This is a genomic window from Psychrobacter sp. T6-5 (assembly GCF_052258485.2).
GTDB lineage: Bacteria > Pseudomonadota > Gammaproteobacteria > Pseudomonadales > Moraxellaceae > Psychrobacter.
Genome location: NZ_JBQQEY020000001.1, coordinates 3180298 through 3194299, shown reverse-complemented (window position 1 = coordinate 3194299; position 14002 = coordinate 3180298). Strand labels below are relative to the sequence as shown.

Below are 14002 nucleotides of genomic sequence, written 5' to 3'. Positions count from 1 at the left end.
TTTGGCGTTGCTTTTTTTTGTCAGTGATTTATTTATGCTGGTGATTAAAGCACCAGTATTTCATCTATTTTGGTTGAGTAGTATTAGTCTCATGCGCCAAATACCCTTCTTCAGTCACATCTAACTCTTCATGCTTAAGCTCTACTGAGATACTATCGGTATGGATATGGGTGCTCTTATTGACCTCAATTTCTTGGATGGCATAGGTGTCTTTGGTAATAGTCGCCACTTGGCGTGATAAGACGATTTCAATCGGATCATCACCAATCTCTATTTGTTTACCATTGACGGTCACCACAGCTTTACTATCAAGTGAGGGCTCAACATGACGTAATATGTCTTTTTCGTCGTAATGGCCAGACAGCAAATCTTGACTCTCTGCATCATGGTATTCAGTACGAATCGTGATGTACTCTTCTACTAATTCAATAGGGACGTCGATAGTTTTGGTGCGGGCGTGCTTGGTGACAGTCACTTTACCAACGTCTAGGCGCTCTTTATTGATGACAGGTCGTTCTTCTAATAGTTCCAAATGTCCAACATTGACGACATTGGAGTTTTCATCAGTTAGTGTACTTTTTTGGTTTTCCAAATCGTCTTGGTATAAGTTTTCTGTATGGTCAGTAGTCATTTTTATTTCCTTATAATTATAAAATGATGAATCGGGCAAGAAGAAGTATTAACGAGTGACATTGAACTTATTACTATCATTAATCATTACTATAATAACTCACATCCCCATATTATCGATACAAAAAAGACCAGAGACATGCTCTGGTCTTAATCTGCTAAACCAAAATGCTTAGCTGCCTATTACTATCACATCTCATGATGACATTACAATGTCATTAAAAGATGCAAAGTATCAGTATATTACATACCACGAGCACGGCGTACGTCTTCAGCGGTGATGTCATCACGGTTTACTAAGTTGCCTTCACGGTCGACTACATTACCATCGTTGTCAACGTCTAGCTCTTCGCGCTGAATAGTCTCAACGATAGTTTCAGTATGACGTTCTGTTGTTTTGCCAACATTCACTTCTTCAGAGACATAAGTATCTTTACCGACGCGAGCACGTTCTGCTTCTAGTTCAACTTCAACTGTATCGTTGACATCCATATCACCAATGCGACGATCTGTTGGACGATCAACGCTGGTACGCTGGATATCAGCATGTTCTTCTTCTAGCTCGACATCGACATTGCGCTCTTCAGTGACAACGTGCTTACCAACTTTTACAAGACCTGCAACGATACGGTCTTTATTGACAGTTAAGCGCTCTTCTAAAAGCTCTAGTGTATTTGGTGCATCATAAGAATGATCTGCAATATCTACGCGCTCTTCAGCTGGCAAGGTGTCAGCAGTAAATGCTTGACGGTCTTTCTCATATTGCTCTTTATAGCTGTACTGGTAATCATGGTCATATACTTCCATGGCTTCTACCTGTGACTTGGTCAAGCTATCGAAGAATACATCATCACCAACGATACGAGCAAGGCCCGCTGGTACTAATACTTCTTTTGAGCTAAACCAGCCGCCTGCATCGACGATTAAGTAACGAATACGGCCAGTGGTATCTTCTACTAGTGCACCTTCGATTTTACCGATCTTTTCTTCGTTCACACCGTAAGCAGTTTTGTCTGTTGGATCGTAATAGTCATCACCGATTAGGTCACGGTGAGTGGCTTGAATATCTTTTAAACGAATTAGTTGACTCATTATTTTAATTCCTTTTCTATAATTTATTAGTTGTTTATTTTCTTTTACTTATCATTAAATAGACTTTGGAAAATCCATCTAAATATCATGTTGATAGCGACGTGTCAATTTTTCTTACTTACTATCCCAACTTGTATTCATCGTAACACCATGATTTTCGATGAGATACATGCTCAAGGTAGCAAAATGTGAGCTTGCAGTAATTGCGTGTAATAGGGTGTAAAGTCCACAACATAGAGGGGGTGTAAAGTGAACATCTTTTTACAGAAGAAGACGATAGATAAAGACGAGCAGACGATAAACAAAAAACCGCAGCACCATTCGCGCTGCGGTTTTAAAAAATAATGAGTGATAAAAAATTAAACTGCAAATTGTCTCTAAAACTACTGTTTTAAAAATAATTGATAATTAAGGAAGCTCAATAGCAACGGCAACTGCTTCGCCGCCACCAATACAAAGTGTCGCAACGCCTTTTTTGCCGCCGGTACGCTTGAGAGAATTAATGAGCGTCACTAAGATTCGCGCACCTGAACAGCCTACTGGATGACCAAGCGCACAAGCGCCACCTTCAACGTTAACTTTGGCGTGGTCGATGTTTAGCTCATCCATAGCAGCCATAGTGACCATCGCAAAGGCTTCGTTAATTTCCCATAGATCTACATTAGCGACTGACCAGCCAGCATTTGCTAGTACTTTTTCGATAGCACCGATCGGAGCGATGGTGAATTCACTTGGGTGACGAGAGTTCGAAGCAGTGGCAACGATGCGAGCTTGATAATCTAGACCTTCAGCCTTTGCTTGTGACTCTTTCATGACGACGACGGCAGCAGCACCGTCTGAGATTGAGCTGGCATTGGCTGCAGTGATTGTACCGTCTTTTGCAAATGCTGGGCGTAAGCTTGGGATACGATCAGCATTCGCTAGGCCTGGTTGCTCATCAGTATCGACCGTTTGCTCGCCTTTACGAGTTTCAAACGTTACAGGCTCAATTTCATCTTTGAAGTGATTATCTTTGATAGCGGTTAGCGCACGATTGAGTGATTCGATGGCAAATTCATCCATCTTCTCACGTGTATAGCCTTTTTCATCCGCCATTTCTTGAGCGAACATGCCCATGAGCTTACCAGTCTCAGCATCTTCTAGACCATCTAAGAACATATGATCTTTGACTTCTTTGTGACCCATACGGTAGCCACCACGCGACCCTGGCATCAGATACGGTGCATTGGTCATTGACTCCATACCACCAGCCACAGCAACATTGAAGCTACCAGCTTTGATACCATCATGTGCTTGCATGACGGCTTTTAGACCTGAGCCGCATAGCTTGTTGATGGTGACAGCGCCAGTCGCGTCAGACAATCCAGCTTTACGCATGGCTTGACGGGCAGGGCCTTGACCCAAACCTGCAGTCAAGATACAACCCATGATTACTTCATCAATATTATCGACACTAACGCCTGAGCGTTCGACAGCGGCTTTGATTGCAGCAGCGCCCAAATCGCTAGCACTCATGTCTTTGAGTACGCCTTGGAAGCCGCCCATTGGTGTACGTGCGCCGTTTAAGATTACAATTGCATCATTTGACATCGTTATTATTCCTTATTTACGTATTTTAAATGAAAGTGCCTCACAGAGAGGCAAGGGCTGGTTCGCCATTACCCTTTATCGGTTAGCATTTGCCTAGCTCACTGATAAAGGGGGTGACAAACGTGGCTTGCTAAAATTATGTTTTAAGCCAGCTCATCTAAGCGAATGCGTACTACTTTATCAGTAATGGTGTCTAATTTTTCAATTTTTTCGATAGCGAGATTCATCTGACTCTCAACCACAGGTAGGGTTAAGATAATGACGGGTACTTGACCAACTTTATGCGCAGGTTTCTGTAGAATGGCATCGATATTGATACCTGCATCGCTTAGGATGCGAGTGATGTCCGCTAAAACACCTGGGCTATCATAAGCATGTACACGTAAGTAGTAACCAGTAATCATCTGCTCAGCACGTAATATCGGCGTGTCTGAGAGTTGCTCAGGGATAAATGCTAAGTGTGGTACATGATGCCCATGATTGCTTTGCTCGCTGCTGTTTTGCTCGTCGCCACTTTTGCTACCTAATACACGGACGAGATCCATGACGTCGGCCATCACTGCCGAAGCAGTAGCACCAGCACCAGCGCCATCACCGCAGTAGAGCGTTTGCCCAAGCGGATGTGAGTTGACCAGTACCGCGTTTTTTACGCCGTTGACATTGGCAAGCAACGCGTCTTGTGGAATAAGCGTTGGATGTACACGCAACTCAACGCCAGCGTCATCACTGTTGCCTTGACCATCACGGCGTACCGCAAATCCTAAATGTTTGATACGATAGCCAAGCTCTTCAGCGTAGTTGACATCTTGTAGTGTGATACCAGTGATGCCTTCACAGTAGACTTTGTCAAGCTGTAGCGGGATACCAAATGCAATAGAGGCAAGCAAGGCTAGTTTGTGCGCCGCATCAATGCCTTCCACATCAAAAGTTGGATCTGCTTCTGCATAACCCAGCTCTTGCGCCTCTTCTAGTACATCGGCAAATGGGCGACCTTTGTCACGCATTTCGGTCATGATAAAGTTGCCAGTACCGTTAATGATACCTGCGAGCCAATCAATTTTATTGGCAGCAAGTGCTTCACGCATCACCTTGATGATTGGGATACCGCCTGCCACCGCTGCTTCATAAGCAACATGGACATTATTCTCTTCAGCGAATGCAAAAATCTCATTGCCGTGTTCAGCCAATAGCGCTTTATTTGCAGTTACGACATGCTTACCGTTTTTGATAGCCTGCATGATGACGTCTTTAGCTAAGGTCGTACCACCAATCACTTCGATAACGATATCGACATTGTCGCTTGCCGCAATTGCCATCAAGTCACTGTTTTGCATGATGCTGGTATCAATATCATCACGCTGACGGCGCGTACCCACTTCGGTAATGATAATATCGCGTCCACTACGGCGTTTTAGCTCATCTAAATTGTCATTGATTAGGTTGATCACACCTGTTCCGACGGTGCCTAAACCAAGTATCGCTAGTTTGATGGAATTGCTCACAGTATCCTCAAGAGGTTAAATATAATGAAGCGGGCATAACGCTGGGGCAATATCAAATGAGTCTGCGGCATGACACCGGCAGTCTATAGGCATTTTCTAGTGCTACTTTGCATACATACTTCATTATAGTTGAATAAAAAATGCTCAGATAAAAGGGTATTGCTAATTTTGCATCGCGCTTTATCGTATCATACCGACAAGCAGTTGTGACGTCTACACAATGTCGATAAGGTTATATAGGGTATAGATTATAGAATAACTATCGTGCTCATCTGTACTTGGCATACTAAGGTATTGCTCAAGTGGCGCTGTCTTACATTTAAATCCATTCATATAAATAATAGATATTGGAATACGTCAAAAATATCACATCTTAGAATTAAGTATTAGTTTGCACCGACAGCTTGCGCCAACTGTGCTGCAGGTAAGTAGCCACCTACTTGCTCGCCTGCTTCAGTAAAGATGGCAGGAGTACCACGCACACCCAGTCTTGACCCTAGGGCCATATGCGCTTGCACAGGGGTGGCACAGCTAGGTGCTTGCACATTGGCACCCATTTTTGCTTGATCCATCGCTGCGTTACGATCCTGACTACACCAAATCGCTTCCATTTTTGGCACAGACTCTTGACTGCGTGGCCATGCTAGATATCGCACTTCGATACCGCGCGCATTGATGTCATCCATCTCTTCATGCAGTTTACGGCAGTAGCCACAGTCGGCGTCAGTAAAGGCGTAGACGACCGCTTTGGTCTCACCTTTTGCTGGATAAATAATCATCTCTTTTTTATCGACTGCTTTTAACGCTTCTTGCGCGGTACTGGCCGCCAAAGCAGCACTGATATCCACTGGCGCAGCACCGCCAACGGCAACTATCTGTCCTTGGATAATATGCTTACCCGACTTATCGGTAAAGAAAGAGGGGAGCCCTTCAGCAGTCACCCAATAAATACCATCCATATCTGTTGGTACCGCTGAGACGATGGTTTCGTCGATACCAGAGGCCTTTAGGTTTGCTTGTAATGCACTAACCACTGCAGAGTCACTATCAGCTGACACTTTGGCTGGCGCATCCTTGGTCTGCGCCGCGTTGACAACACTGGTGTTACTGGTTGCATCCGCTGCATTGTTTGAGCAGCCAGCAGCAATACCTACTAGCAAGGCACTCATCACAAAACGAGATAGGGTAGTACGAGAGAAAAAATTATTCGTCGTGGTATTTTTGCTAATGGATGACAGCATATGGATTTTCCTATAGGCATCGCGCCTAGACATGAGTTCGTTATATACAAAGCGTTGTGGATTACAATATATAGTAAGGTGTCTGAGTAGTGTTTTAAAGGTTTAATTTTACAGAAGTTTTTATAAATTATTGATAATAAAGATAAGCGGTAAAGTCGCTATATTACCATATTTATGAATAATAACAGCTCAAATGCATCGTCTAATAAATGCAAATAATCCCAACTTTTAAGAATAGCTGACAACACAAATTCAAAAAATAAGATACATTTGTACTATGTAATATATAGGCGTGCCCTTGTAATCTACTGCTAACAGCATTGTTTTTATAAGAGTTTTAATAAAATACTTTGTTTTAATGATTTCAGCACGACTTACTTCAACAAATTTGCTTTAAGGAGCACACATGGCAGGTGCCAGTTTATTAACCTTACTTGATGATATCAGTGTGATATTGGATGACGTCTCCGTCATGACCAAAGTCGCTGCCAAAAAAACCGCTGGCGTGTTAGGCGATGATTTGGCCCTGAACGCTGAACAAGTTACTGGTGTCAAAGCCAATCGCGAACTTCCCGTTGTCTGGGCAGTAGCCAAGGGCTCACTGATCAATAAGCTCATTTTGGTGCCAGCAGCGTTATTGATTAGTGCGATTTATCCACCGCTTGTCACGTTTTTATTAATGTGTGGCGGTCTGTTCCTAGTTTATGAAGGGGCAGAAAAAGTTATACATCGATTTTGGCCACATGCATTGCCACATGACGAAGAACAAAATGCCCGCCGAAAAGCCAATGCGGATGAAACAATCGATTTAGTGGCATTTGAAAAAGAAAAGATCAAAGGTGCGATACGTACAGATTTTATCTTATCAGCTGAGATTATCGTGATTGCACTAGGCGCAACGGCAAGTGCTACTTTGCTAGAACGCAGTTTAGTGCTGTCTATTTTAGCAATTGGTATTACGATTGGGATTTATGGTTTGGTCGCTGGTATCGTCAAAATTGATGATGCAGGCCTACATTTGATGGAGCAAGAAAGCACGTTCAAGCAAAAAGTAGGTAAGGTGATGTTTGCTGCTGCGCCAAAGCTCATGAAGTTCTTATCTATTGCGGGTACGTTGGCCATGTTCTTAGTGGGTGGTGGTATCTTAGTACATGGTATTGGCTTTTTGCATCATGGCGTAGAAGATATCGCGCATCTCACTGGTATTTTTGAAGGGGTAACAACTACCGTATTAAATGGTATTATTGGTTTTATTATCGGTGCGGCAGTTGTGGCATTGCTTACCACTATTGATAAAGTTCGCGGCAAAGATGATAAGGCTTCTTCTGCTCATTAAGCTGGCCTATGTTTTTATCTTACTATCAAACTTTTTTCTAAATGAATAATTAAGCTTTGTCCTACCAAAACAAAAAGCCCCAAAGCTATTAGTAGCTTTGGGGCTTTTATATTTCTGCTTCTATATATTAGCTTTCGCTATCGGTATCATCAGACGCAAGCTTCTCAGCTTGGGTCGGTTTTTTATGATCCGTTTTAGGCTTGCGACTGCGTGCCTTTGGAACCTTTGGCGTCGTCAGATTAAACATGCCTGTCTGTGGCAGCAATTGCTCAGCCACATTTTCGATCATATTTTTATAGCTGGCGATGGTGGTCTTAGACTTAGCTGCCTGACTGTCATCTTTGCCCGTTTCTTTAGTAGATTCTTCTACTTTAGATTCGGTTGTTTGCTCAGCCTCTTCTGCATCAGACTTTTCTACATCCGCCTGCGTTGCATCAGCTTCCGTCGTATTGGTTTCTCGTCCTTCACCGGCTTGAGCTTCTGCACTGTTAGCAGCTGATTGCGCTTGCTCGACTTCTAGCAGTTTTTCGCTATCAGAGCTGACATGGTCTGTCTGCGCTTGATTCGCCAGTGCTGTCGCTTCAAGGTTATGTGCATCCACTTCGCTATTGTTTTGCTTAGTGTTTACTAACGATGCTTCATTGCTCGAAGTCTGCTCTGTAGGAACACTCAACACAGCTGGCTCTTGGTAGTCAGGATGCTGACCGCGTGGATCATTGTTGGCACGTTTGCCAATAGCTCGTGGTTCAACGGCTGTTTTGCCTTGAGCTGCTGCAAATTGACTGACAGCTTGCGTCATCGCTGCGAAGCGTGCCAAGTAATCTGCTGCTAATGGCTGGTAGCCATAGTTGCTAAAGTCAAAACTCTGATTGACCATATCGTTGCTATGATTGTCATCAACAGCGCTCTCGACGTTGGTGCTATTATCAGAAGATTGCGCTTGCTCGTTATACAAGGCAATTGTCTCGATAAAGCAGCTGATAACGCCATTTTCTGCTAAGCGAGTTTGCGCGTCTGGCAGCGTAGTACGAATAAACTCACCAACGGTACCACGTATCGCTGCTGTACTTACAATAGTAGCTTCGACTTGAGGTGTTGTTTTCGTTACTTTTGCTTGCTGAGCACGTACCACGCGTGGGTCGTTGCTAGCTTGACCAAATTTCTCAGCAGTCACGTAACGTTCGCCAAACAGTGATTCATGTGTTAGCTCAAGTGCTGAGTTACTCATACCTTTATCATTCGCACCACTGTCATTAGCTGGAACTTTTTTAGCTTCTTCAGCCTTGCTGACATTATCAGTGGTACCAATATCAGTGGTCTCAGTTTTCTGATGCTCGGGCTTGGCTTTGGCCTGCTCTGCATCAGCCGTTTTTGGGCTAATTGACTGGCTGTCTGTGTCGCCAGCAGAGGTTGGTTGGTCGCTAGAAGAGGCTGGTTGCGCTTGTTCTGACTGATTTTTATCGTCAGTGCTCTGCTTACGGTCAGGTGCATTGTTTTGCACCTTAGCGTTAGTAGTCGCCTCTTGATTGTCTTGAGTCTGATTTTTAGACGTCTCTACCGTACCCTTTTTATTGTCACCTTTCTGGTCAGTATTTTTCTCACTGTCACTAGGCTTGTTGGCAGTTTGCTGAGCAGCGTGATCTTTTGTGCTCTCGTTCTTTGCCGTGCCATTTGTTGAGCGTTGCTTATCGCTAGATTGAGGCTTAGCAGGCGAGGACTTGCTATCATCTAAAGATAAGTGCACAACTTCTGACGCCTTGAGCTTGGTCGGTGCTTCATTGACTTGTAGCACGACTTCGTTAGGGTCCTGACTACGACGTGTGCTAGATTGGTTTTTACCATTGGCGTCGTCGTTATTTTTACCATTTTGCTGCTTGTTTTGCTTAACATCGTCAGCCGTTAGCGTTTCACCGCGCTCTAGCTTTCCGCGTGAGCCACGTTGGCTATGCGATTTACGCTTAGCGCGGACTTGCTCGTCAGCTTTTTGGCCAGTTTCGTTGTCTGCGTCATTACGATCATTTGCTTTTTGGTTATTGTCTTGACGATTGCTGCTGTCTTGACGGTTATTACGATTGCGATCGTTCGTGCGTCTGTTTTCCTGTTGACGCTTGTCTTGCTGTTGTTGGCCTTGCGTGTCAGACGATTTCTCATCAGCGCTGTTGTCCGTGCTGCTATTGGCATTGTTAGTCGTCTCATCAGTCGCCTCTTTTCTTTGACGCGGCTTTGAGTTTCTTGACTTACGTGGTTTACGTCTTCTTCTGTCTTCATTATTGCTGTCATCAGTATCGCTATCATTACGACGCGCCTGTTGACGATTAGCGTTGTTATCTGACTGTTGGCTGTCGTTTTTCTGACTATTGTTTTGTTGATTTGGCCGCTCACTATTTGAAGCGGCACTATTCAATGCATTGCTATCAACTTGGCCAAATGAGCCTAAGCTTTGTGCGCCAGTATTTACCAAGGCCTCGATCGCTTCAGCGGCATCGCGACTACTGACACTAGGTGTGGTAGTGGCTTGCGGCGCTTGAGCAAACAGATTTGATAACCAAGCGACTGCTTTTGGTTGAGCAGTGGCTTCAATATTTTGAGTCTGCGCTACGACTGGTGCTGCAACGTTTTGAGGTTGACTGGCTTGTGGTGCGCGTGCTGGCGCAGCGTCATTAGCATTTTTATGATTACGACGATCATTGCTATGATTTACGGTATCGTTCTGCGTGGCTGCGCTCTGCTTGTTGTTATCATTTGATGGCTTACGAGGCTGGCGAGTAGGCTGCTGCTCAGGGCGCTCTTTTTCAGCCGTTTGCCAGTCGACATTGTAGCCAAGGTCACTGTGCTCTTGTTGCTGGGTATCAGTGATACGCTCGTAGCTCGATGGGGCAAAGCCATCGCGGTTAAAGTGCAGCTTAAAGTTCGGTGACTCTAAATGGGCGTGCGGCAAAATCGTGATACGCGTGCCACTGTCTTGCTCAAGATAAACCAAGCTATCGCGTTTCTCATTTAGTAAAAATGCTGCGATGTCGGTTGGGACTTCTGCCTGTACTTCACCTTGGCGTTCTTTGAGCGCAATTTGTTCAATTTGACGCATGATAGATAGCGACAATGAACGCAGGTCGCGAATCATACCGTTACCATGGCAACGCGGGCAGATATAGCCTGTTGACTCTTCTAGGGACGGGCGTAGACGCTGACGGCTCATTTCCATCAGACCAAATTTAGAAATATCACCAAACTGGACGCGAGCACGATCGTATTTGGTCGCATCGATTAGACGCTTTTCTACTTCCTTTTGATGCTTATTGTCATTCATGTCAATGAAGTCAATAACGATCAAACCGCCCATATCACGTAGACGAAGTTGACGAGCAATCTCATCAGCCGCTTCTAGGTTGGTATGGTAAGCGGTCTCAGCGACGTCTGAACCTTTGGTCGACTTAGCAGAGTTGATATCGATAGAGACCAAGGCTTCTGTTTGGTCGATGACGATTGAGCCACCTGATGGCAGACGCACTTCGCGCTGATAGGCCGTTTCGATTTGTTTTTCGATATTGAAACGAGAGAACATCGGCTCATAATCGGTATATTTGCGTAGCTTTTCGGCTTGTTTTGGCATCACTGCATCAATAAAGCCTGCCGCTTCGATATAAGCGTTTTCGTTATCAATCCAAATCTCAGCAATATCATCACGCAGATAGTCACGGACAGCACGTGTAACGACACCTGCTTCTTGATGGACGAGGCGTGGTGACGGGTATTTTTGGTTTTGTTCTTGGATGGCCTGCCAGATATTGAGCAAATGGTTAAGATCATGCTGTAAGTCTTCTTGCGTTTTGCCAATACCCGCCGTACGAATGATAACGCTCATGCCTTTTGGCAAATCAAGATTGCTCAGCATACGTTTCATATCTTCGCGCAGCTTGCCTGAGATTTGGCGTGAGATACCGCCACCACGAGGATTATTTGGCATGAGTACCAGATAGCGACCAGCCAAAGAGACATACGTCGATAAGGCAGCGCCTTTATTACCACGCTCTTCTTTTTCTACTTGGACGATTAGCTCGTCGCCTTCTTTAATCAGTTTTTTGATGTTTTCATCACGTGGGTTACCGCTTAGATATTCGGCAGAGATTTCACGAATCGGCAAAAAACCTTGGCGCTGAGAGCCGTATTCGACAAATACCGCTTCAAGCGATGGCTCAACACGGGTCACATGGCCCTTATAAATGTTAGATTTTTTTTGCTCGCGGGTACGATTTTCTAAGTCGAAATCGTATAGATGATTGCCTGTACATAAGGCGACACGAATTTCTTCGTTTTGAGTTGCGTTGATCAAAATGCGTTTCATATTTATATCCTATGAGTACGCATAACAACGATAAGACAGTCTTTAGAAGATAGTGGCAAGTGTGGCTAATATGACATTAGCATTTGTAGATATCAGTGAACAGTAGAACGTAAATCGTGGGTTTCGTAAAGCACGTGGGCTTTTTCAATGGCTTCTTTTTTACCTGAAGTGATGAGCGCTGCTCACATTAATATAAATAATATAGGGTGTAAGGCTATGATACTTATATTCTATTATCAATAAACTTGGTACATATATGAATATGTCAGCGAATAAAAACTCTCTTAATGTCAGTACGTTCTATTGGTAGTGATGTTGGCGCACGTTGTAAGCGTGGGCGACGGTCAGTTACGGGTCTAAAAAATACTGATATTAAAAAGGCATATTGCGATAGCCATTCATCCTTCAAAGTCTAACAATAATATCGCGGTCGTGATTGCTACTATATATCGTAGCGTCAGTCAGCGGCTATCTATTCAGGCAAAGCGATTGGTTACTCTTTATTTATCGTTCTTTATATATCGTCAATAATATCTTGGGTGTCTCAAGGTTAGGTATCACAGCTTTGGTTATCAGCGGGGCGTACTTGGCAAACAGAGTAATGGACCAGCTTGTCAGCATGGTATCGTATTTACCTCTTTATCGTCATCTGTTTGACCACCAATACTCAGGCAGCTATCGAATTATTTTTCGATCCTAACGCTAAACGACCCATACTTGCTCAACTATGCTGGTATAAAAGACCATCAGATAAGTAATCATTAAATAATAAATAGTTATCAAAAAAAGTCGTTGTCATGCAGTTAGTGAGTCAATGTGGTGTTGTCATCCGTTAATAAATAGACTGATCGTCAAAGTTATTAACGCGATGGTATTTAGTGTCACTATTTGTTTTATGGTACCGAGTAAAATTCGATACAGTGTTTTAATTTATAGGGCTGTGTTTGGTAACGAATACCTTTAAATGCTAATGCCTTTAAACGACTGGCCCTACAATTAGATGAAACGTTTCATAGCAGCAGGGTAAATAGCATAGACCTCTTTACTAGCAATCAGTAAGCACTGGAAAGTAATAAAACAGTAACCAGCTATCTGAAACAACAATGATTATTGCTGTCGCCTCTGCTTAATTGTCGCTCAACATGCTAAACTATAACAAATCTTTGTGTAAATACCTAACTAAAAATGACAAACTCAAAAATGACTGATGACGCTCCTACCCATAAAGCCCCTGCTATTTTCAATAGCAAAACACGCCCACAAAGCGCTGACGATGAGATTAGTAACTTCGGCAAGGTAAACTACCTTGAAGTGACGCGACATCAGCACGACCAGCGTTTGGATAACTTTTTGCTGAACCGTTTAAAGGGTTTGCCAAAATCGCACATCTATAAAATGATTCGCTCAGATGAAGTGCGCGTCAACAATAAACGCTGCAAGGCACATGATAGAGTGCAGCGTGAAGACGTTGTACGTATCGCACCTGTGGAGTTGGCGACACGTGACAAACCTATCATCAGTACTGAGTTCGCCAAAAGCTTGCTAGCACGTGTGGTCTATGAAGATGAGGGTCTGCTAGTGCTGAATAAGCCTTCTGGCATTGCGGTGCATGGCGGTAGTGGCTTGGACTTTGGTGTCATCGAAGCCATGCGTGAAGTGACAGGTAAGAAGTATCTAGAACTGATACATCGCATCGACAAAGATACCTCAGGTCTACTGATGATTTCCAAAAAACGCTCAACGCTTAAAGTGTTGCAGCAACATTTGGTAGATAAGACTATTCAAAAGCACTATCTATGTCTGGCTAAAGGACAGCCTGCGCTTAATGAACAACGTATCAATGCACCGTTACTGCGTTATACCCTTGCTAGCGGTGAGCGCCGTGTCAAAGTAGACGCACAAGACTCACAAGCGAAAGAAAGCCAAACCGATATCATCGTTCATGATCGTTTTATGATTAATGGTCAGCCAGTAAGCCTCATCGAAGCCAAGCCACTAACCGGACGCACGCATCAAATCCGTGTGCATTTGGCTCACATCGGTCATGCTATCTTGGGTGATGATAAGTATAACGTGCATGATAAATCAGGCGTTCATCGTCTGTGTCTGCACGCGTGGCGCTTAGATATTCCGGGTTATGACCCTATTACCGCACCATTGCCAGACGACATGGCGGATTGGCTTCCAGAGACAACCAAATTGCCTGAATAGGTCTAAATATAATCATCTTGGTCTAAAAATTTAGACCTTTATAGAAACATGAAAACGT

At 43.9% G+C, this 14002-nt stretch carries 8 protein-coding genes; 2 read left to right on the top strand and 6 right to left on the bottom strand.

Annotation, left to right across the window (positions count from 1 at the left end):
* Positions 1-64: 64 nt before the first annotated feature.
* The 5 genes from ACTXGK_RS28350 to ACTXGK_RS28330 form a co-directional block, all read right to left on the bottom strand.
* Entirely contained in the window at positions 65-631 is a 567-nt protein-coding gene (locus tag ACTXGK_RS28350; protein ID WP_201599009.1) for a YsnF/AvaK domain-containing protein, read from the bottom strand.
* A gap of 242 nt (positions 632-873) precedes the next feature.
* The gene (locus ACTXGK_RS28345; RefSeq protein WP_443514579.1) at positions 874-1722 is read right to left on the bottom strand and encodes a DUF2382 domain-containing protein; all 849 of its coding nucleotides are present in this window, start codon (positions 1720-1722) and stop codon (positions 874-876) included.
* A 408-nt stretch (positions 1723-2130) separates the two neighbouring features.
* Positions 2131-3312, bottom strand: a complete 1182-nt coding sequence (locus ACTXGK_RS28340) for a thiolase family protein (protein ID WP_443514578.1) — start codon at positions 3310-3312, stop codon at positions 2131-2133.
* A gap of 143 nt (positions 3313-3455) precedes the next feature.
* Positions 3456-4814: a homoserine dehydrogenase gene (locus ACTXGK_RS28335; RefSeq protein ID WP_443514577.1), complete on the bottom strand. Its 1359-nt coding sequence runs from the start codon at positions 4812-4814 to the stop codon at positions 3456-3458.
* 386 nt (positions 4815-5200) lie between these two features.
* Complete coding sequence (locus ACTXGK_RS28330) at positions 5201-6055, bottom strand: DsbC family protein (RefSeq protein ID WP_443514576.1); 855 nt, start codon at positions 6053-6055, stop codon at positions 5201-5203.
* A gap of 406 nt (positions 6056-6461) precedes the next feature.
* On the opposite strand from ACTXGK_RS28330, the gene ACTXGK_RS28325 reads away from it, so the two are divergent.
* Positions 6462-7391 carry a DUF808 domain-containing protein gene (locus tag ACTXGK_RS28325; RefSeq protein WP_443514575.1) on the top strand — a complete coding sequence of 310 codons (930 nt, stop codon included), beginning with the start codon at positions 6462-6464 and terminating at the stop codon, positions 7389-7391.
* Positions 7392-7518: 127 nt separating this feature from the next.
* On the opposite strand, the gene ACTXGK_RS28320 is transcribed toward ACTXGK_RS28325, so the two are convergent.
* On the bottom strand, positions 7519-11733 hold the full coding sequence (locus ACTXGK_RS28320; RefSeq protein WP_443514574.1) for an Rne/Rng family ribonuclease: 4215 nt from the start codon (positions 11731-11733) through the stop codon (positions 7519-7521).
* 1200 nt (positions 11734-12933) lie between these two features.
* Here ACTXGK_RS28320 and ACTXGK_RS28315 point away from each other — a divergent pair.
* The gene (locus tag ACTXGK_RS28315; protein ID WP_443514573.1) at positions 12934-13944 is read left to right on the top strand and encodes an RluA family pseudouridine synthase; all 1011 of its coding nucleotides are present in this window, start codon (positions 12934-12936) and stop codon (positions 13942-13944) included.
* The last annotated feature ends 58 nt before the right edge of the window (positions 13945-14002 follow it).